At 56.6% G+C, this 19914-nt stretch carries 15 protein-coding genes, 2 tRNA genes and 2 pseudogenes; 14 read left to right on the forward strand and 5 right to left on the reverse strand.

Going from position 1 to position 19914, the window contains the following annotated elements; translation table 11 throughout:
- Positions 1–76: 76 nt before the first annotated feature.
- The 7 genes from ACI77H_RS27840 (at position 77) to treS (ending at position 6889) form a co-directional block, all read left to right on the forward strand.
- Positions 77–835: a carbon-nitrogen hydrolase family protein gene (locus tag ACI77H_RS27840; protein ID WP_407014984.1), complete on the forward strand. Its 759-nt coding sequence runs from the start codon at positions 77–79 to the stop codon at positions 833–835.
- The gene (locus tag ACI77H_RS27845) at positions 835–1278 is read left to right on the forward strand and encodes a GNAT family N-acetyltransferase (protein ID WP_407014985.1); all 444 of its coding nucleotides are present in this window, start codon (positions 835–837) and stop codon (positions 1276–1278) included. Before ACI77H_RS27840 ends, ACI77H_RS27845 begins: the two co-directional genes overlap by 1 nt.
- 126 nt (positions 1279–1404) lie before the next feature.
- Positions 1405–2046 carry a UvrY/SirA/GacA family response regulator transcription factor gene (uvrY, locus tag ACI77H_RS27850; protein WP_008015884.1) on the forward strand — a complete coding sequence of 214 codons (642 nt, stop codon included), beginning with the start codon at positions 1405–1407 and terminating at the stop codon, positions 2044–2046.
- Between the two features lie 2 nt (positions 2047–2048).
- Positions 2049–3872: an excinuclease ABC subunit UvrC gene (uvrC, locus tag ACI77H_RS27855; protein WP_407014986.1), complete on the forward strand. Its 1824-nt coding sequence runs from the start codon at positions 2049–2051 to the stop codon at positions 3870–3872.
- A gap of 32 nt (positions 3873–3904) precedes the next feature.
- Positions 3905–4465, forward strand: a complete 561-nt coding sequence (pgsA, locus tag ACI77H_RS27860) for a CDP-diacylglycerol--glycerol-3-phosphate 3-phosphatidyltransferase (protein WP_017339130.1) — start codon at positions 3905–3907, stop codon at positions 4463–4465.
- 62 nt (positions 4466–4527) lie between these two features.
- Positions 4528–4603: transfer RNA gene (locus ACI77H_RS27865), tRNA-Gly, on the forward strand.
- A gap of 219 nt (positions 4604–4822) precedes the next feature.
- The gene (treS, locus tag ACI77H_RS27870) at positions 4823–6889 is read left to right on the forward strand and encodes a maltose alpha-D-glucosyltransferase (protein ID WP_407014988.1); all 2067 of its coding nucleotides are present in this window, start codon (positions 4823–4825) and stop codon (positions 6887–6889) included.
- A gap of 4 nt (positions 6890–6893) precedes the next feature.
- Here the strand turns inward: treS and ACI77H_RS27875 are convergent, their stop codons facing one another.
- Positions 6894–7829 carry a LysR family transcriptional regulator gene (locus tag ACI77H_RS27875; RefSeq protein WP_407014990.1) on the reverse strand — a complete coding sequence of 312 codons (936 nt, stop codon included), beginning with the start codon at positions 7827–7829 and terminating at the stop codon, positions 6894–6896.
- Positions 7830–7967: 138 nt separating this feature from the next.
- On the opposite strand from ACI77H_RS27875, the gene ACI77H_RS27880 reads away from it, so the two are divergent.
- The 3 genes from ACI77H_RS27880 (at position 7968) to ACI77H_RS27890 (ending at position 10638) form a co-directional block, all read left to right on the forward strand.
- Positions 7968–9281, forward strand: coding sequence for an MFS transporter (locus tag ACI77H_RS27880; RefSeq protein ID WP_407014992.1), 1314 nt, complete (start codon positions 7968–7970; stop codon positions 9279–9281).
- Positions 9282–9343: 62 nt separating this feature from the next.
- On the forward strand, positions 9344–10093 hold the full coding sequence (locus ACI77H_RS27885; RefSeq protein WP_407014994.1) for a creatininase family protein: 750 nt from the start codon (positions 9344–9346) through the stop codon (positions 10091–10093).
- A 164-nt stretch (positions 10094–10257) separates the two neighbouring features.
- Positions 10258–10638: a RidA family protein gene (locus ACI77H_RS27890; protein WP_407014995.1), complete on the forward strand. Its 381-nt coding sequence runs from the start codon at positions 10258–10260 to the stop codon at positions 10636–10638.
- Positions 10639–10706: 68 nt separating this feature from the next.
- On the opposite strand, the pseudogene ACI77H_RS27895 reads toward ACI77H_RS27890, so the two are convergent.
- A pseudogene (locus ACI77H_RS27895) lies at positions 10707–11027 on the reverse strand (OprD family outer membrane porin); the annotation flags it as partial.
- A gap of 197 nt (positions 11028–11224) precedes the next feature.
- Positions 11225–12964: a dipeptidase gene (locus ACI77H_RS27900; RefSeq protein ID WP_407014996.1), complete on the reverse strand. Its 1740-nt coding sequence runs from the start codon at positions 12962–12964 to the stop codon at positions 11225–11227.
- Between the two features lie 583 nt (positions 12965–13547).
- Between ACI77H_RS27900 and nirB the strand changes: the two genes are divergently transcribed.
- The 4 genes and pseudogenes from nirB (at position 13548) to ACI77H_RS27920 (ending at position 16999) form a co-directional block, all read left to right on the forward strand.
- Entirely contained in the window at positions 13548–16109 is a 2562-nt protein-coding gene (nirB, locus tag ACI77H_RS27905) for a nitrite reductase large subunit NirB (RefSeq protein WP_407014998.1), read from the forward strand.
- The gene (gene nirD / locus ACI77H_RS27910; protein WP_407014999.1) at positions 16109–16486 is read left to right on the forward strand and encodes a nitrite reductase small subunit NirD; all 378 of its coding nucleotides are present in this window, start codon (positions 16109–16111) and stop codon (positions 16484–16486) included. The genes nirB and nirD overlap by 1 nt, the downstream gene beginning before the upstream one ends.
- Positions 16487–16526: 40 nt before the next feature.
- Positions 16527–16619: pseudogene (locus tag ACI77H_RS27915) on the forward strand (histidine kinase); the annotation flags it as partial.
- Between the two features lie 306 nt (positions 16620–16925).
- A tRNA-Cys gene (locus ACI77H_RS27920) sits at positions 16926–16999 on the forward strand.
- 753 nt (positions 17000–17752) lie between these two features.
- Here ACI77H_RS27920 and ACI77H_RS27925 read toward each other — a convergent pair.
- Together ACI77H_RS27925 and ACI77H_RS27930 are read right to left on the reverse strand one after the other, a co-directional pair.
- Positions 17753–18556: a 2OG-Fe(II) oxygenase gene (locus tag ACI77H_RS27925; RefSeq protein ID WP_407015001.1), complete on the reverse strand. Its 804-nt coding sequence runs from the start codon at positions 18554–18556 to the stop codon at positions 17753–17755.
- A gap of 83 nt (positions 18557–18639) precedes the next feature.
- Positions 18640–19449: a glycosyltransferase gene (locus tag ACI77H_RS27930; RefSeq protein ID WP_407015002.1), complete on the reverse strand. Its 810-nt coding sequence runs from the start codon at positions 19447–19449 to the stop codon at positions 18640–18642.
- Between the last annotated feature and the right edge of the window lie 465 nt (positions 19450–19914).

Consider the following 19914-nt stretch of genomic DNA (forward strand, 5'->3'; position numbering starts at 1 on the left):
TTCTATCGCTTGAGTGCGTCGAGGGTTGTGACACACTCGCCACTTAAACAAAAACACCCTGTCGCAAGGACGAACCATGACGCCTCTGACCATCGCTGCCGCTCAATCGATCTCTATCGCGGGAGACCTGGTCGCCAATATCGCCTGGCATCAACGCTTCATGCAGACGGCGGCGGAGCAGGGCGTACAGTTGCTGGTGTTTCCGGAACTGTCGCTGACCGGGTATGAGCGTGAGTTGGCCGCTGAGCTGGCCATTGCGCCGGAGGACGCTGTGCTGCAGCCGCTGCGGGATTTTGCGCAGGAAATCGGCGTAACGACTGTGGTCGGGATGCCGATTCGTCTGTCGGATAACTCGCCAGTGTTGATTGGGGCGCTGGTACTGGGCGCCGATGGTTCACTCGGTGTCTACAGCAAACAGCATCTGCATCCTGGCGAGGAAGTCGCATTTTCACCGGGCGCTGGCGGTTCGACCCTGACCCTCGGCGACGATACGGTCGCCCTGGCAGTGTGCGCCGACTTTTCCCACGCCAGCCATGCGGCCGCAGCGGCGAAACAGGGTGCCGACCTGTATGCCGCAGGCGTGTTGATCACCGAAAACGGCTACGCCCCCGATACCGCGTTGTTGCAAGGCTATGCCGTCACGCATTCGATGGTGGTGCTGATGGCCAACCATGGCGGTGCGACGGGTGGCTGGGGGACGGCAGGACGCAGCGCCATCTGGGCGTCGGACGGTTCGTTGATTGCCGCTGCACCCGGTACTGGCAATCTTCTGGTCGTTGCAAGCCGCAAGGCTGACGGCTGGGCGGGGCGAGTCGTCGCCGTGGCGGAGGCCTGATGGGGTTCGAATTACGTCCGGCGACGTCGCGGGACCTCGACTTTGCTCGTGAACTGACTTGTAAAACCATGCTCCGCTATTACATCCAGCACGATCTGCTGTGGCAGGACGAGGCCTTCGATGTGGCCTGGGCCGGGCGGGAAAACTGGCTGATCGTCCGTGAGGATGTGCGGCTGGGTTATGTGAGCCTGAGTCGAGATGCAAGGGCGTTGTACATCCGTGAGTTGCACGTGCTCGAAGCGTTCCGGGGGCAGGGCGCCGGTTCCTGGGCGATTGATCAGGTATTGGCAATGGCGTGCAAGGAGCGACGCCCGGCATTGCGCCTGACGGTTTTTGAAAATAATCCGGCGAAAGCGTTATATGAGCGAAAGGGCCTGACAGTGGCAGGCAAAGATGAGTGTTTCCTGAGAATGCAGCGTGATGTCGATACCTCGTATCGCTGAAACACGCATAAAACAAGCCTTTCCAGACGTATTGATACTTTTTATATGACGCTTGCCGCTAGGTCTGCCAGTCGCTTTTTGCTAAGGTGTCGGCAACTCAATAAGACCATATCGCGAGGTGTCTGCTTGATTAGGGTGCTAGTAGTCGATGACCATGATCTCGTTCGTACAGGCATTACACGAATGCTGGCTGACATCGATGGCCTGCAAGTAGTCGGCCAGGCTGAGTCCGGGGAAGAATCCCTGCTCAAGGCGCGTGAGTTGAAACCCGATGTGGTGCTGATGGACGTCAAGATGCCGGGAATCGGTGGTCTTGAGGCAACGCGCAAACTGTTGCGCAGTCATCCTGATATCAAGGTTGTCGCGGTCACTGTGTGCGAAGAAGATCCGTTTCCTACACGTTTGTTGCAGGCCGGGGCCGCAGGCTACCTGACCAAGGGCGCCGGGTTGCCGGAAATGGTCCAGGCCATCCGTCTGGTGTTTGCCGGGCAGCGCTACATCAGCCCGCAGATTGCCCAGCAACTGGCGATCAAATCCTTTCAGCCGACCAACGATTCGCCCTTCGACGCACTGTCGGAGCGGGAAATCCAGATCGCGTTGATGATTGTCGGCTGCCAGAAGGTCCAGATCATTTCCGACAAACTGTGCCTGTCGCCCAAAACCGTGAACACCTACCGTTACCGAATTTTCGAAAAGCTTTCGATCAGCAGCGATGTCGAATTGACGCTGTTGGCGGTTCGTCACGGCATGGTTGATGCCAGCCTCTGAAAATGACTGACACCTTCGATCCAAGTGCTTTCCTGTCGACGGTCAGCGGACGCCCCGGCGTCTATCGCATGTTCGACAGTGAGGCACGCCTGCTCTACGTCGGCAAGGCCAAGAACCTCAAGAATCGGCTGTCGAGTTATTTCCGCAAGTCCGGCCTCGCACCGAAGACCGCTGCGCTGGTAGCGCGTATTGCCCAGGTCGAAACGACGATCACGGCCAACGAAACCGAAGCCTTGCTGCTTGAGCAGACGCTGATCAAGGAATGGCGTCCGCCCTACAACATCCTGCTGCGCGACGACAAATCCTATCCTTACGTGTTTCTTTCGGATGGCCAGTTCCCGCGATTGAGCATTCATCGCGGCGCAAAAAAGGCCAAGGGCAAGTATTTCGGTCCCTATCCCAGCGCCGGGGCGATTCGCGAAAGCCTGAGCCTGTTGCAAAAGACCTTTTTTGTTCGCCAGTGTGAAGACAGCTACTACAAGAACCGCACGCGGCCGTGCCTGCAATATCAGATCAAACGCTGCAAGGCGCCATGTGTGGGGCTGGTGGAACCGGAGGTCTACGCCGAGGACGTTCGTCACTCGGTGATGTTCCTCGAAGGGCGCAGCAATGCGCTGACCGACGAGTTGTCCGCCGGCATGGAAGAGGCGGCGATCAACCTCGAGTTCGAGCGTGCCGCCGAATTGCGCGACCAGATCTCGTTGCTGCGTCGGGTCCAGGATCAACAGAGCATGGAAGGCGGGACGGGGGACGTCGACGTCATCGCAGCGTTCGTCAACCCGGGCGGTGCCTGTGTTCATTTGATCAGCGTGCGCGGGGGGCGGGTGCTGGGGAGCAAGAACTTTTTCCCGCAGGTGGGTATTGAAGAAGACGTTTCTGAGGTCATGGCCGCATTTCTTGGTCAGTACTACGTCAGCAGCCCCGAGCGCGATTTGCCGAGCGAGCTGATCGTCAACGTGGTTCACGAAGACTTCCCGACCCTGATCGCCGCCATCGACGAGCTGCGTGGTCGCGAGCTGACCATCAGCCACAGGGTTCGTGGCACGCGGGCACGCTGGCAACAATTGGCCGTGACCAACGCCGAGCAGGCACTGGGCGCACGTCTGGCCAACCGCCAACATGTTGCGGCACGTTTCGAGGCGCTGGCCGACGTACTGAAGCTGGATGAGCCGCCGCAGCGCCTGGAGTGCTACGACATCAGTCACTCCAGCGGCGAAGCGACCGTGGCGTCTTGCGTGGTGTTCGGTCCCGAAGGTCCGATCAAGTCCGATTACCGTCGTTACAACATCGAAGGCGTCACGCCGGGCGATGACTACGCCGCGATGCACCAGGCGTTGACCCGACGCTTCAGTAAACTGAAGGACGGGGAGGGCAAGCTGCCGGACATTCTGCTGGTGGACGGCGGCAAGGGGCAGTTATCCATGGCGCGCGACGTACTCAACGAACTGGCGGTGCCGGACCTGATTTTGCTGGGCGTGGCCAAGGGCGCGACACGCAAGGCCGGTTTCGAAACCTTGTACCTCAACGATGCCGCCCACGAATTTACCTTGCGCGGCGATTCTCCGGCGCTGCATTTGATTCAGCAGATCCGCGATGAAGCCCACCGATTCGCCATTACCGGGCACCGTGCCCGTCGTGGCAAAACGCGCCGCACGTCTACGCTTGAGGGCGTAGCCGGGGTGGGTCCGACCCGGCGGCGCGATTTGTTGAAACATTTTGGTGGATTGCAGGAGCTGTCTCGTGCCAGCATCGAAGAGATCGCCAAAGCACCCGGGATCAGTAAAAAGCTCGCAGAGTTGATTTATGCAAATCTGCACAGCGAGTAGAATGCCACCTCACCTCGTAGCCAGTTGTGCCGATGAATATCCCTAATCTGATTACCGTTCTACGCGTCCTGCTCATTCCGATCTTCATTTTACTGTTCTACCTGCCTTACCAATGGAGCTACCTGGCGTCCGCTTCGGTCTTCGCTTTTGCCGCTGCCACAGACTGGCTGGACGGTTACCTGGCGCGCCGTCTGGAGCAAAGTACACCGTTCGGGGCGTTCCTCGATCCGGTGGCTGACAAGCTGATGGTCGCCGTGGCGCTGGTGCTGCTGGTGCAGGAGCACGGTAATTTGTGGCTTACACTGCCGGCCGCCGTGATCATCGGGCGCGAGATTGTCGTCTCGGCGCTACGCGAGTGGATGGCCGAGCTCGGTGCTCGCGCTCACGTCGCGGTGTCGAACCTGGGCAAATGGAAAACGGCCGCGCAAATGCTCGCGCTGGTGATCCTGCTGGCCAATCCGTCGGACTTCACGTTCTGGGTTCTGGTGGGGTACGCCTTGCTGCTGATCTCTGCGGGCCTGACATTGTGGTCCATGGTCCAATATTTGCGGGCTGCCTGGCCGCATCTGAAGACCGACGTGGAAAAGAAATAAACTTTTTTGAATCAAAGGGTTGACGGGGCTTCTGGATTCTATAGAATGCGCCACACCAAGACGCGGGAATAGCTCAGTTGGTAGAGCACGACCTTGCCAAGGTCGGGGTCGCGAGTTCGAGTCTCGTTTCCCGCTCCAAGATTTACAAAAACGCCACTCAATGAGTGGCGTTTTTGTTTGTGTGCTATTTGTCATTTCGTCTTCGGAAAAGAGGCTCAGGCCTCTTTTTTTGTGCCTTTTTTTCGGCGAAGGCGCCCACGCACCGGGTGGTTTGAATTCGGCATGCAACGATCGGCCGCTCGCAGGCTCATATAAACACTACCCGCGCCTGGGTTCCGACTGCGAGTGAATGGGCTTATGACGATGGCAGACAAGGATTATGTGGCTTGGCTGGTTGAGCAATCGATGCTGAATACGGCCAGACAGCGAGCGAAACTGTACTCCGGGCAAGGGCGAATGTGGCAGCAACCCTTCGCCCATACCCGGCCCCGCGATGCCTCGGCACTCGCTTCTGTGTGGTTCACCGCATATCCCGCGTCGATTATCACCGCAGAAGGCGAGACGGTCTTGCAGGCGCTAAGCAATGAAACGCTTTGGCATGCACTGTCGGAAATCGGCATTCAAGGCATTCACAACGGGCCATTGAAAACCTCAGGTGGTTTGCAGGGGTGCGAGCACACGCCGACCATCGACGGTAATTTCGATCGCATCAGCTTCGGCATTGATCCTGAGCTGGGCACCGAGGCGCAGTTGCAAGGGCTGAGCCGAATCGCCGCGGCACACAACGCGGTCATCATCGACGATGTGATTCCGTCTCACACCGGTAAAGGCGCGGATTTTCGTCTCGCGGAGATGGCCTATGAGGACTATCCGGGGCTCTACCATATGGTGGAAATCCGCGAAGAAGACTGGCCGTTGCTGCCGGATGTGCTCGAGGGGCGCGATGCACAGAATCTCGGTCCGCTGCAGGTCGATGCGTTGCGGGACAAGCATTACATCGTCGGTCAGTTACAGCGGGTGATTTTCTTCGAGCCGGGAGTGAAGGAAACCGACTGGAGTGCAACGCCCGTGGTGATCGGTGTCGACGGCAAGCCGCGGCGCTGGGTGTATCTGCATTATTTCAAGGAAGGCCAGCCTTCGCTCAACTGGCTGGACCCAAGCTTCGCTGCGCAACAGATGATCATCGGGGATGCGTTGCACGCGGTCGATGTGATGGGCGCGAAAATTCTGCGACTGGATGCCAACGGCTTTCTGGGCGTCGAGCGCAAGCTGGACGGTACGGCCTGGTCCGAAAGCCATCCACTGTCGATCACCGGCAATCAGTTGCTCGGCGGGGCCATTCGCAAGGCGGGCGGCTTCAGTTTCCAGGAGTTGAATCTGACCATCGACGATATCGCGTCGATGTCCCACGGCGGGGCGGATTTGTCTTACGACTTCATCACCCGCCCGGCCTGCCAGCATGCCTTGCTCATGGGCGATACCGAGTTCTTGCGCCTGATGTTGCGCCAGGTTCACGCCTATGGCATCGACCCCGCGTCTTTGATTCATGCCCTGCAAAACCACGACGAACTGACGTTGGAGCTGGTGCATTTCTGGACCCTGCATGCCCATGACACGTTCCTCTATCAGGGGCAGACTTTTCCCGGCAGCATCCTGCGCGAACACATTCGCGAGCAGATGTACGAACGCCTGTCCGGAGAGCACGCGCCCTACAACCTGAAATTCGTCACCAATGGCGTGTCCTGCACCACGGCCAGCATCATCACGGCCGCGCTGGGCATTCGTGATCTGAATGCGATTACCACGGCAGACATCCAACAGATTCGCCAGGTGCATTTACTGTTGGTCATGTACAACGCCATGCAGCCTGGCGTGTTTGCGCTTTCCGGTTGGGACCTGGTGGGGGCATTGCCGCTGCCGGCGGAGGAGGTGGCGCACTTGATGCTCGATGGCGATACCCGCTGGATTCATCGCGGCGCCTATGATCTGGTCGACCTCAATCCCGAAGCGGCGCTGTCCGCCGGGCAGATGCCGCGCCCGAAAACGCTGTATGGCAGTCTGCCCAGCCAACTGAAAGACCCGGACTCCTTTGCTTCGCAGCTGAAGAAAATCCTCGCGGTGCGCCGTTCCTATGACATTGCCGCCAGTCGGCAAATCTTGATTCCCGACGTCGAGCACCCAGGCCTGCTAATCATGGTTCACGAATTGCCGGCCGGCAAAGGGACACAAATCACCGCGCTGAACTTCAGTGCGCAGCCAATCACCGAAACGCTGCATCTGCCCAACATTGCACCGGGTCCGGTGGTCGACATCATTAACGAGCGCGTCGAAGGCGACCTGAGTGCCGAGGGCGAGTTCACCATCACTTTGGACCCTTACGAAGGCCTAGCGCTGCGGGTTGTCAGCAGTTCGCCGATGATTTGACCGGTTACCGGGCGCACGTCACTTCGTCGTCAGAGGTAAACATCGGCAAGCGCTGCAACATCCAGTGCAACAACTCCTGAGCAGGGGCGGCCAGCGGTCGGCCGGACTTCACCAGCAGTTTGGCTTCCACGCCCAAAAACAGTGGATGGTCGATCAGCACCGCCGCGAGGTTGCCCTGTTCGATTTCTCGATAGGCTGCGAATTCGCCGAGCAACGAGGCGAAATCTCCAGAGGCCACCAGGCGCTTGAGTGCTGCGAGGGAGTTGCTGACCAGCGCCGGGCGGATTTCGATCTTCTCGGCGTACTCGAGCATCTTTATCGCATGACCGATACCGAATGTGGTGGGCGTCAACACCAGTTGGCAGGCCAGTATGTCCTCGACGGTTGCCGTTCCACCTCGTACTGCCAACGGGTGATCGGGACGAACCAGCAGCATCACCGGCTGCGATGACGTCGCACGATAATCGACCTGCGAGTGCGGCGGAGGATTATAGGCAAGGCCGATGTGCGCACGGTTTTCGGCGACTTCGTTCAGTACGTCGTCGACGGGAAGGATGTCCAGCCGGACATCGAGCTTCGGGTACTGTTTGCAGAAGGGGGCCAGCACGTTGTCGACCAAGGCATCGACATAGCCCTCGCTGATGACGACTCGCACCTGGCCTTGTTGCAGGCCCTTGATCGCTTGAAGCTGGTCTTCGAGCTTCTCCTGGTGTGATCGATAGCCGCGCCAGAACTCCAGCAAATGCGCCGCCGCTTCGGTGGGCTGTACGCCACGCGCCTGACGCTCGAACAGTTTCGCGCCCAGTTCCTCTTCCAGCAGCTTGATCTGGCGCGTGATAACGGAGGGCGACGTATTGATGCTGTCCGCCGCGCCACGAATCGAGCCGTGGACCAGTACCTCGTGAAAATACCGCAGCCGTTGTTGGTTGATCTCGCGCATCCCGGGCCCTCCCTCCAGAAAGTTTGTGTTGTCTGTAGAGCAACGATACACGAACTTAGTTGCTCTTGCTGGTCGCGTGGTGCCGGTGCAACATTCCTTGGCACGAACGTAGACCAACAAGAATAATTGGAGACTCGCATGTCAACCTTACTGACACCGGCAAGCAGTGATGCTGTTTCTGCCCTTTACCGCAAGCTCAATTGGCGGCTGTTGCCCCTCCTGTTCATTTGCTACGTTTTTGCGTATCTGGACCGGATCAACGTCGGCTTTGCCAAACTGCAAATGCAAAATGATCTCGGGCTTTCCGATGCGGCCTACGGCGCGGGCGCAGGGATTTTCTTTCTGGGGTATGTGTTGTTCGAGATACCAAGCAATTTGATGTTGCCGAAGGTGGGGGCGCGAAAAACCTTCAGCCGCATCCTGGTGTGCTGGGGCATCACCTCGGCCTGCATGCTGTTCGTGCGAAACGTGCCGATGTTTTACGCAATGCGTTTTCTGCTGGGCGTCTTCGAAGCCGGTTTTGCCCCGGGGATGATCTATTACCTGTCCTGCTGGTACGGTCCGAAGCGGATGGCGCGGGCCATTGCGATTGTGTTTATCGCCGGCCCCATCGGCGGCATTATTGGCGGTCCGCTGTCGGCCTGGCTGATCACCACGTTCGAAGGCGTTGGCGGTCTGGCTGGCTGGCAATGGATGTTTTTGATTGAAGGCCTGCCGTGCGTGTTCCTCGGCATCCTGACCTTTTTCGTTCTTTCCAATCGACCCTCAGAGGCCCGCTGGCTGAGTGTCGAAGAAAGGAGACTGCTGGAGAGTGAACTCGGTGCATCGTCGGGGCGAGCCCATTCATTCCGGGCGGTGTTGCGCGACCCGAAAATCTACATCTTGGCGTCAGCCTACTTCTGCATCATCTTCTCGATCTACGCCATGAGTTTCTGGCTGCCGGCAATCCTCAAGGCCCAGGGTGTCAACGACACCATGCAGCTGGGTTGGTATGCCGCGATTCCCTATGTCGCTGCAGCATGCGGCATGTACTGGATAGGGCGTCGATCCGACCGCGTCAGTGAACGACGCTATCACTGCGCAATACCTGCGGGCATCGGTGCGATCCTGCTGCTCATGTATCCCTTTGCCGACGGCAATCTGATGGCATCGCTGGTGCTGCTGACCCTGGCGACCGCCATGATGTTCATGGCCTACACCGTCTTGTGGGCGATGCCCTCCGAACACATCAAGGGTGATGCGGCGGCGGGCGGCATCGCCTTGATCAACACCATCGGTCTTTCCGGCGGCTTCTGGGGGCCTGCGGTGATTGGCTGGGCAAAAACGGCAACCGGCAGCGCCAACCTCGGCATCGTTATTGTCGGCGGCGTCTTCCTGTGTGCAGCGTTCGTGATCCTTGCCACCAAACGGCAAACCCGTGATCGCCCGGTTTCTGAATACAGCGCGGGTTGATCAGCCGCCTTCCACTTGATCAATCGTGTTCCGAAAGGAACCCTTTTAAAGAGAGAACCCACATGCTTTTACACCTATCGACCTGGGCCGAGATCGGGCAATTCCTTGAGCGTAGCCGCACCATCGTGATCCCGATCGGCTCCAATGAACAGCACGGCCCGACCGGTCTTCTGGGCACTGACTGGATGTGCCCGGAAATCATTGCGGGCGAAGCGCAGAAAACTGCCGACATCCTGATCGCGCCGACCTTCAACATCGGCATGGCCCAACACCATCTTGGATTCCCCGGGACCATTTCACTTCGCCCTTCGACGTTCATAGCGGCCATTGGCGACTGGGTCCGTTCGTTGGCCGCTCACGGCTTTGAAAAAATCCTCTTCCTCAATGGCCACGGCGGCAACGTTGCATCGATTGAAGCGGCGTTCTCGGAGCTCTACGCCGAAGCAAGCTTCGCCCGACGCCCCGCCGGGTTCGCGTTGAAATTGTGCAACTGGTGGGATCTGGAGGGGATCGGTGAGCTGGCGCGGGAGCAGTTTCCGACCGGCCATGGCATTCATGCCACGCCATCCGAGATTGCCGTAACCCAATGGGCCTACCCGGATTCCATCAAATCCGCCGGGTACTCGCCGCAGATCGCGCCGTGGGGGCCGATTCGCGATGCGCTGGATTTCCGCGCACGCCATCCGGATGGCCGCATGGGGTCGGATCCGTCCCTTGCCACCCCGGATAAAGGTCGTGAACTGGTGATGTTGGCAGCACAGAGCCTGGTGCAGGAACTCGACGCCTTCAGCCGCGAATCGATACCTGGCTAAACAACCCGATCAACACCTTTACAACTTGGTCAGCGCCCGGTAATCCCGGGCGTTGGCACATCCTGTGCGAGGAAAATCCCATGATTGAACATGACGTTTACATTCGCCTGAAAAACCTCGGTATCGAGTTGCCCACCACCGGCGCTCCCGCCGCAGCCTAGGTAATGAGTGCGCAGCGTGGCAATGTCGTTTACTTGTCCGGCCATATTGCGAAGCAAGAAGGCAAAGTCTGGACAGGAAAACTGGGTGAAACGCTGACGACAGAGGAGGGCTATGCGGCCGCGCGTTCGACCGCCATCGATTTGTTGGCGACATTGCAGGCTCATCTTGGCGACCTGAATCGGGTCACGCGGATTGTCAAAGTGCTGAGTCTGGTGAATTCAACTTCCCGTTTCACCGAGCAGCATCTGGTCACGAACGGCGCCTCGGAGCTGTTTGCCGATGTGTTTGGGGATAAGGGAAAACACGCGCGCTCGGCATTCGGTGTGGCTCAGATCCCGTTGGGCGCCTGTGTCGAAATCGAGATGACCGTGGAAGTCAGTTGAAGGCCGGGTAACGGTGAAAGGTGTTATGTGGGGGCGAAGTTATTCGCCCCCACCATTGTTTTGAGCACTCAGAACAGCGTCCAGGTGTAACTGATGATCAGTCGGTTCTCGTTAATATCGGTGCGGTAGTTGGAGCGCGCCATCGCGTTGCGCACTCGCACGCCGAGGCCTTTCAGCGGGGCGGCCTGGAAGGTGTAACTGAGGTCCAGGTCACGCTCCCGATCTTTGCCCTCATAGCCCATCCCCGTCTTCACATTATCGCCGCTGACATAACGCGTGCTGGCTAACAGTCCAGGCACACCCAGCGCCGCGAAGTCATAGTCATAGCGCAGTTGAAAGGAGCGCTCATGGGTGGAGACGAACTCGTAGGTTGGCAGTTCGTTCGGCAAGATGTGGCACTCGCAGCCGCTCCGGTGTCGAGAGCGATGCTCGCTCCATTGACCAATGGCAGCAAGAGCAACTTTATTCAGAGTTCGTTGCTCTGAAGGCAACGATGAGCTCAAGGCGTGAAAAGACTTTTTCAGGAGGCTGGATCAGGACGATCAACGAGACGGACCCGCCAGAATAGCGGGTCCGAAGGGAGGGATCAGAGCTTCGGCAGCTGCCCGATGCGCCCCATCATTTCGGTCACGATCTGCAGGTCGAGCAGGAACTGGTCGACGGTCTTGAACTCGTTGTCGGTGTGGCCGGTGTACTTGTTCTCGGGCCGCGCCAGACCGAACTGCACGCCATTGGGCAACTCATGGACCGAAGTGGCGCCGGCGGAGGTGCCGAATTTGTGTTCCATGCCAAGGTTTTCACTGGCCACGGCCAGCAAGGCCTTGACCCATTCACCCTCGGGGTTGCGGTACATCGGTTCGGCGATCGAGTAATCGAAGGCCACCGCAACCTGGGATTTCTTGCTCCAGGCGTCCAGCTTGTCGGCGATTTCACGCTTGAGCACTTCCGGGGATTTGCCCTTCGGCACGCGCAGGTTGACCGCAAGCTTGAAGGCTTTTTCATCCTGTCCGACAAAGGTCAGGGAACTGGTCAGCGGCCCCATAAATGCATCGGAAAAACCGACCGCCAATTTGCCACCCAGGTAGTCCAGGCCCCAGTTGTCTGCGGCATAGCGGGCGGCGTCGGTGATGTGGTTGTGCTTGAGGGCGACCTTGTCGTCGAGGCTGTTGATGAACACCAGCATTCTTGCCACCGGGTTGATGCCGGATTCGGGCTCGGAGGAGTGGGCCGAAACGCCAGTGACCGTGAGCTTGACGTCCTTGCCGACGACCTTGGCCGTCACGTCGAAGTCGCCGCCATTGCGCTTGGCATAATCGGTACCGGCCTTTTGCAGGCTGGCGGCCAGTTCAACAGGCTTGTCACTCAGTAGAGTGACGACCGAAGCCGACGGAATCTGGTTGGTGGCCAGGCCGCCGGTCATCGAGACGATTTCAGCGCCTTTGCCGTCAGCCTTGCGCTTGGGGAAGTTGGCCATGACGGTGCCGTAGCCTTTTTCGGCAATCACCACCGGGTAGCCGCCATCCAGCGCCAGGTTGTAGTTGGGTGTCGGATTGTGTTCGAAGTAATAGGGAATGGCGTCGCCGCTGGTTTCCTCGGTGGTGTCCACCAGCAGCTTGAAATTCCTCGCCAGCGGCAGTTTTTCTTCCTTGATGACTTTCATCGCGTAGAGCGCTACCACGATGCCGTTCTTGTCATCCTCGGTGCCCCGGCCATACATGCGATCGCCGATCAGCGTGACCTTGAATGGATCGAGGCGAGTACCGTCTTTCAGAACCCAGTTTTCCGGGGTCACGGGCACTACGTCGGCGTGGGCGTGAATGCCGACCACTTCATCGCCAGTGCCCTCGAGAGAGATCTCATAGACGCGGTTGTCGATGTTGCGAAAGTTAAGGTTGAAGGCCTGGGCCAGGCTTTTGATCTTGTCGGCGATCTTGATGAATTCAGGGTTGTCGTGCTGGGCAACGCCGTCCACGTTGAAGGTCGGGATGGCCACCAGTTCGCGCAGCGTCTCGGTGGCGGCGCTGCCGTACTTCACTCGCGCATAGAGCCCAAGCAGGCGATGGATTTCGTTCTGCTGGCCGGCGGAAAGGGTCTTATTGTCCAGAAAGGCACTGATTGCCGGGCCGAGGTCATCGGTTTTGGCCAGATCGGTCTTGCCCAGGCTGGTCAGGAACTGCCTGAAATCAGTGGCCGATGCATCACTGAACGTTTTGAGGATGGTCGCGCTCTGTTCCGGGGTAATGTTGGCGTGCGCGGCCGTGGTGAACGATGAAAGGCTGGCCAGCATCAAGGTGGTTGCGGCCAGGTGCTTGAGTGAGAAGTCCATTGCTGGGGGCATTCCTTTGCAGGGAGTGAGTTAGAAGTGTTTGATTAATGAAACAAAACGTTTCCAACCTACCACCACGGGGGCGCAACAGGGGAGCCCTGACGCGGGATCTGTCGCACAGCCATGCAAAAGCGGCGCAGAAATGAAAAAGAGACTCGAGCCCGTTTTCGCGGCGAGTTTTACAAGATGTGTGCAGATTAAGCATTGGCTGGAGATGTTGTAGGGTAACAATTGATGACATTTGTGCACTTTTATAAAGCCGCGCTGCCTCTCGCTGCACTATGCGAAGGCAAGAGCGACCTGTTTTCACGGTGAATTCAATGCAGAAACGTCAGAAAGACCGCCCCTGAGCAGCACTTTCGTGATCTGGCACAAACACTGCAATACACCGAACAGGCCCAACCTGAACGCAATCGTGTGGGCAGCCCCCTCGGTCAACGACGATCGAATCATGGGCAACATCGGTGGATCAGGCATAGACGTCTGGTGCTAACACCGCAAAAGAACAGGCAAAGACGCCTGGAACCGCAAGGTTTCAGGCGTTTTTTTTTGCTTTTTGAACCGTTTTAGCCGGGTGCTTCTTATGAATTCCAATGTTGCCGCGTTGAACAAAGTGCAAACGCTGATCGTGATCGGCAATGGCATGGTCGGACACCATTGCGTCGAGCAGTTGATCGAGCGGGGCGCTCTTGATCAGTATCGACTGCACGTCTTCAGCGAGGAGCCGATGCGCGCCTACGACCGCGTGCATTTGTCCGAGTACTTCACCGGCCGCGATGCCGAGTCGCTGGCCCTGTCCGATGCGTCGCTTTACCAGACGCCGGGCGTCACTCTGCATTTAGGTGTGCCGGTGCTGGAAATTGACCGCGCTCGTCGCCAGGTGATGACCGCGCAAGGCTGCATTCCTTACGACAAATTGGTATTGGCCACCGGTTCCTACCCGTTTGTGCCGCCAGTCGAAGGCGCCGAAGGCGATTCGCGTCTGGTGTATCGAACCCTTGAAGACCTCGACGCGATCCGTGCCGCCGCGGCCAACGCACGACGCGGCGTGGTGGTCGGCGGTGGCCTGCTGGGCCTGGAAGCCGCCAACGCCCTGAAAAGCCTCGGTCTGGAAGCGCATGTCGTAGAGTTCGCCCCGCGCCTGATGCCGGTGCAACTGGACGACATGGGGGGCCTTGCGCTGAAGTCGCAGATCGAAAGACTCGGTGTCGGTGTGCACCTGTCGCGCGCCACTCAATCGATCAGTGCGGGCGAGGAGTATCGCTACCGCATGAATTTCGCCAACGACGAGTTTCTGGAAACCGACCTGATCGTGTTCTCGGCCGGCATCCGTGCACAGGATGCGTTGGCCCGGCAATGTGCGCTGGACATCGGTCCACGCGGCGGCGTGGTGATTAACGACGAATGCCTGAGCAGCGATCCGGATATTTACGCCATCGGCGAGTGCGCCTCCTGGAATGGCGGGCTGTTCGGCCTGGTCGCGCCGGGTTACCAGATGGCGCGCGGTGTGGCGGCACGTCTGTGCAACGCCACGGCCGAGCCGTTTCTGGGGGCCGACATGTCAACCAAACTCAAGCTGCTGGGCGTCGACGTCGGCTCCATCGGCGATGCGCACGGCCACACGCCGGGTGCGCGCAGCTTTCAGTTCATCGACGAAACCACGGCCAGCTATCGGCGGCTGGTGGTGGATGCCTCCGGCAAACACGTCATCGGCGCGGTGCTGGTCGGCGACAACCGCTATTACGACACGCTGCTGCAATACATGCAGAACGCAATTGCCTTGCCGGCGGAGCCCGCCAGCCTGATCCTGCCGTCATCCGAAGGCGCGCCGACGTTGGGGCCGGGCGCGCTGCCGGAATCGGCCACGGTCTGCTCGTGCCACAACGTCACCAAGGGTTCCATCTGCTCGGCCATCGATGGCGGTTGCACCGACCTGGGGCTGCTCAAGTCTCAGACCAAGGCCTGCACAGGCTGCGGCGGTTGCGCCGGTCTGCTCAAGCAAGTCTTCGAGCACGAGCTGATTGCCCGTGGCGTCAGTGTCGATAAAAGCCTGTGCGAACACTTCGCTTATACCCGTCAGGAGCTGTATGCGCTGGTCCGCGTAGAAGGGGTGATCACCTTCGAGGAACTGCTGGCCAAACATGGCCGTGGCCACACCGGGTGCGACGTTTGCAAACCGGCCGTGGGCTCGATCCTCGCGTCGTGCTGGAACCAGCCGATCATGGATGCCTCGCTGGTGCCGTTGCAGGACACCAACGACACCTTCATGGCCAACATGCAGAAAAACGGCACTTATTCGGTGGTGCCGCGCATTCCCGGTGGCGAGATCACCGCCGACAAACTGATAGCGATCGGTGTGGTGGCGAAAAAATACGACCTCTACACCAAAATCACCGGTGGCCAGCGAATCGACCTGTTCGGCGCGCAGTTGCATGAGTTGCCGGACATCTGGGCCGAGCTGATCGAAGCCGGTTTCGAAACCGGGCACGCCTACGGCAAATCGACCCGGACGGTGAAGTCTTGCGTCGGCAGTACCTGGTGCCGTTATGGCGTGCAGGACAGCGTACAAATGGCGCTGACCATCGAAGACCGCTACAAGGGGTTGCGCTCGCCGCACAAGCTTAAGTTCGCGGTGTCCGGTTGCACCCGTGAGTGCGCCGAAGCCCAGAGCAAAGACGTCGGCGTGATCGCCACCGAGAAGGGCTGGAACCTCTACATCGCCGGTAACGGCGGCATGCGCCCGCGTCACGCCGAGTTGTTCGCCACCGATCTCGACGACGCCACGCTGATCCGCTACATCGACCGCTTCCTGATGTTCTACATCCGCACCGCCGATAAACTGCAACGCACCTCGGTGTGGCGCGAAAGCCTGGAGGGCGGCCTCGATTTCCTCAAAGAGGTGATCATCAACGACAGCCTCGGGCTTGGCGCCGAACTCGAATCGCAGATGCAATGGGTGGTCGACCGCTATGAATGCGAGTGGGCCAATGCCCTCAAAGACCCGGAAAAGCTCAAGCGCTTCCGGACCTTCGTCAACGATAAACGCCCGGATCCGGACATCCATTTTGTCCAGGAACGCGGGCAACGGCGCCCCATCATGGCCGCCGAACTCAACCTGATTCCTGTCACCGAGGAGATTGCCTGATGAGCCAGTCCACTACCCAACGCATCGATTCCCTGAGCAACAACGATGTCTGGCAAACCGTGTGCGCACAGCAGGACCTCGTCTCTAACTCCGGCGTCGTCGTGTGGCTCGACGGCGCACAAGTGGCGCTGTTCTACCTGCCGGGCGCCGGGGGTCGAAGCCTCTTCGCCATCGACAACCATGACCCGCAATCCGGGGCGAACGTCATCGGGCGCGGGTTGGTCGCCAGCATCAAGGGCGATCTGGTTGTTGCTTCACCGATCTATAAACAGCATTTCCGCCTGGAGGACGGCAGTTGCCTGGAGTACCCGCAGCAGCGTTTGCGGGTCTGGCCGGTGCGGCTGAACGGCGGCGTGGTGGAAGTCGGGGTGGCTTGAGTTCAAGCCTCGGCAATGCGCAACGATAGCTGAGGTATCCATGAAAACAGCCGCACAGCTGCTAAAACTGAAGGTCGTGCAAAACCAGCACGTGCATAGCATCGCGCCGGACCAGATGGTGAAAGAGGCAATCGTCGAGCAAGTCGATTTGATTCGGCAGTTGGAATACTACATTCGTGGGCATTAAGCGGGGCGGGGGTACGTCGAAGGCGGTTTGGGGGATGTCGGTGAAGAGTCGCGCCTGCATTCAAACATGCAAAGCGCCCGACAAATTTTTTTTGAAATCAAGGGGTTGCCAGCCTTCGGAAATCAGTACATAATTCACGCCATCGAAAGCAGTGAACGCTTAAAAAGCTCAATGTTTTCAAGGAGTTAGATCTAGAGTCTTCTCCAAGTCTGTACGCGTTTGGTGTTGTTCTACATGACATCAGATGTTTGAGGCCGAGTAGCAAAATGGTTATGCAGTGGATTGCAAATCCACCTACGCCGGTTCGATTCCGACCTCGGCCTCCACTTTTAAAAGCCCGTAGATCAACGATTTGCGGGTTTTTTTATGCCCTAAGAAAAGTGAAGTGTTCCGCAATTTTTGGGTGGCGCTTCGCAACAATGTAGTGCTCCTCGTCGGTTTCCCTTGGAGGTGCCTTGATCATCTTATTGGTTGGTCCATAAAAAATCATTTGCCCGGTCACCGCATATACCAACACCAAAGTTGGAGGGCAATTCGTGATATTTTTCTAAATCGCTTGCGGTGATTACTTTTAATCCTGCCCCGTTGGGAGTCTTTCTCTGATAGACATGGCTGATTTTATAAGTCTGATTTTATATATTTTTTCGTCTTGCTTTTTTTCGCACTATTGTTCAAGAAATAAAATTGCGAGGTCTGGTTGGATTTTATTGCATTCAGATATAAATCCATCGATTGCCTGAGGGGTGTCAACAGAACTGGCGACACTACGTTTGACCTCTGCAATTAGGAACTTACCGTCTGTTGTGGTGATTAGGTTAACTTCATTAGTACAATTTTTGTCTTCGTGATTGACGCGAAAATTAACTTCTCTACAGGGTATAACTGACCGACTTATGCCGTTTTTTACCTGTCGCGAAGGACGGCAACCGGCTCGAAGCCGACAGTCGGTAGTGCTGCGGCTGTGAAACGGGTGAAGAGATCAACAAGCAATTGCATAGCTGCGATTGAGCGTGCAGAGCGAATGCGGATTCGCAAGTTAAAGCCCAAAAAGCACAAGCTCAATCGTCTGGCTGTATAGCTTAGTTTTTCTTCTTAATTAATTTGTTCATGTAGTACTTGAGGCTGAAACGATCTTTGGGCCTTGGTTTGTAGTGGGTTTTGTTTCTTTGCGTTGGATCGATCACCAAGGTACCTGCGGTATAGTAATAAAGCGCTATCGACCGGCGAGTAATGTGTTCCGGGGTTGTCAATGGCTCTGGGTGCCCATGGTTGCTGTCTTTGTCCGTATTAAAAATGACGCAGCGATTGTAAATAGGCAGGATTTTTTTAAGGCAGGTCTTCATGTGGACATCCCACAGTTCCAGATTGCCTCCATATTCTTCTTTCCAGTCTTTATTTAGATAAATAATAATATTCAGTCTGCGTTCGACGTTAAGCTTTTTGTTAAGCCTGAAGTCCGAGTGCACCCCCAGAAAACCACCGCTTTTCGTTTCATGCAAGCCGCCACCGGCAAAGTAGGGGTCAGGTATCAAGCCTTCGATGCCTGTTAACTTCTCAAGAAATTGCAGCATGGGTGCGGAGTTGAAAGCATTGAAAATCGTCTTTAAAAATGGAGAGCATTCGTTTGGACTGATTTGGCGTTTTCGTTGCCCTTTATAGCCTCGCTCGTAGAGCATCTCGTTGTTGGTTGGCTCGACCGGAAAATCTGAGCAAATACTTGCAATCAGATCTTCGTGCAAGAAGTTGTCGATGATTATGTGCGGAAATGGCGTCGCCTGAACATAGTGGCTAGCCAATGAGTCACCAAAGGCGCTGGCGTTGTTCTGGTCGAAATCAAGCTCGGGTGAGAGAGTGATGGGTAGTGCTTGAGTGATGACTGCCATTGTTATCTCCGATAACTTAATACAACGACTTTTGGGTGACCTAAAGCAAAGTCGAACGCACGGCTCGTGCAGGCCGTTGTAGCTTAAGGTTTACTGTTAACGTTGTTCAGACGCTTAAGTATATTATTGTACATTTTGGTTCGTCTATGAGTCTTTCCATAGCCGCCAGCCGCTGCGACAGTACCAGCCTGGATATGATCAAGATAGCTGAAGATTTTACGTGGCGATAAAGTTTCAATGTCATAGCCAAGCTCGGTCATGCGGTCTTGAAGGGTATATCCAGGAACACGATCATCCATCGAAAAGTGCATGCCGTGCTGTTTGACGAGTTTGCAGTTCCACAATGTGCAGAAGCTCTTCAAATAGACCTCTCTGTATGGTTTTGGTTCTCTGGATCGTAATCCCATAGAGGTTTTAAGGCGTCTGTAATGATATTTTAGTAGTCGTGAACTAAAGCGCCAAACAGTTCTCGCGGTGCCTCGATTGATTTGCTCTACACAGCCGATGGCTACAACATTTTTATTTTTTATGCACTTGTTTAGCATCATCGGGAAGACATTTTTATCGAAAATAAATGTATCGGTATGCATCAAGAACAAATAATCAGTTTCAATTCGCTCCAATACCAGGTCGAGTGCTTTGCCATGTGCGATATGGCCTGGTTCTGGTTCAGAAACAGATCGTTCTATTAAGTTGATCCAGTCAAGTGTTCGTAAGTATTTGGTGCTTTCATCGGCCGAATAGTTGTCAACCACCCATATTGGGACATTGTTGTCACCTAGGTGCTGGTGCAATAACTCTAAGCATATCTTAGTGATTTCTGGTGTTTTGTAATTAACTATGACTATGCTGAAGTTGTTGGGGGGATCAGTCAGTGAGCTAGTGCTGTTCATTGTTTGGGTGCTCAATTATATTATATTTATATGTGGGGGTTATTGAGTCTGTATCCGGTTTCGTGTATTTGTCTGTCCAAGGTTTGCGCACCTATAAAGTTAAATCTTTAAGTCGCTTTGTCATGCACTAAATTAACATGGCTTACTCGCGCCTGATGAAGGGCATTGGATACCGCCCTCATCGTATAAGGATCCACTCTATAGGTAAACATCCATGAAATAATTCGTTACATCGGAATGCTGGTCAGGTATGTCCACCCGGTAAATTCGAATGTGTACAACGTCTCGGATCCTGAGACAGCTGAAGCTATCGTTCGTGCTGCACGGTTAGCGAGCCGCTCCGCTAACGTTGGCTTAAAGCTGCAAATTACAGCTTCCAGGCACCTTGACAAGCCGTACAAGAGTCTTCGCCGCGAGACAATTGAGTGAATGGCTTGATGCAGCGTTCTCAAGCGTGACGATCAT

Source organism: Pseudomonas sp. O230 (assembly GCF_045447035.1).
Classification (GTDB): Bacteria; Pseudomonadota; Gammaproteobacteria; order Pseudomonadales; family Pseudomonadaceae; genus Aquipseudomonas.

Excerpts from the sequence above, each read along its gene's own strand:
- nirD (WP_407014999.1), top strand. The coding sequence starts at position 16,109 with ATGAGCCAGTCCACTACCCAACGCATCGATTCCCTGAGCAACAACGAT.
- ACI77H_RS27930 (WP_407015002.1), bottom strand. The coding sequence starts at position 19,449 with ATGAACAGCACTAGCTCACTGACTGATCCCCCCAACAACTTCAGCATA.
- ACI77H_RS27840 (WP_407014984.1), top strand. The coding sequence starts at position 77 with ATGACGCCTCTGACCATCGCTGCCGCTCAATCGATCTCTATCGCGGGA.
- ACI77H_RS27880 (WP_407014992.1), top strand. The coding sequence starts at position 7,968 with ATGTCAACCTTACTGACACCGGCAAGCAGTGATGCTGTTTCTGCCCTT.
- ACI77H_RS27925 (WP_407015001.1), bottom strand. The coding sequence starts at position 18,556 with ATGGCAGTCATCACTCAAGCACTACCCATCACTCTCTCACCCGAGCTT.
- uvrC (WP_407014986.1), top strand. The coding sequence starts at position 2,049 with ATGACTGACACCTTCGATCCAAGTGCTTTCCTGTCGACGGTCAGCGGA.
- ACI77H_RS27900 (WP_407014996.1), bottom strand. The coding sequence starts at position 12,964 with ATGGACTTCTCACTCAAGCACCTGGCCGCAACCACCTTGATGCTGGCC.
- pgsA (WP_017339130.1), top strand. The coding sequence starts at position 3,905 with ATGAATATCCCTAATCTGATTACCGTTCTACGCGTCCTGCTCATTCCG.
- ACI77H_RS27885 (WP_407014994.1), top strand. The coding sequence starts at position 9,344 with ATGCTTTTACACCTATCGACCTGGGCCGAGATCGGGCAATTCCTTGAG.
- ACI77H_RS27845 (WP_407014985.1), top strand. The coding sequence starts at position 835 with ATGGGGTTCGAATTACGTCCGGCGACGTCGCGGGACCTCGACTTTGCT.
- ACI77H_RS27890 (WP_407014995.1), top strand. The coding sequence starts at position 10,258 with ATGAGTGCGCAGCGTGGCAATGTCGTTTACTTGTCCGGCCATATTGCG.
- treS (WP_407014988.1), top strand. The coding sequence starts at position 4,823 with ATGACGATGGCAGACAAGGATTATGTGGCTTGGCTGGTTGAGCAATCG.
- nirB (WP_407014998.1), top strand. The coding sequence starts at position 13,548 with ATGAATTCCAATGTTGCCGCGTTGAACAAAGTGCAAACGCTGATCGTG.
- ACI77H_RS27875 (WP_407014990.1), bottom strand. The coding sequence starts at position 7,829 with ATGCGCGAGATCAACCAACAACGGCTGCGGTATTTTCACGAGGTACTG.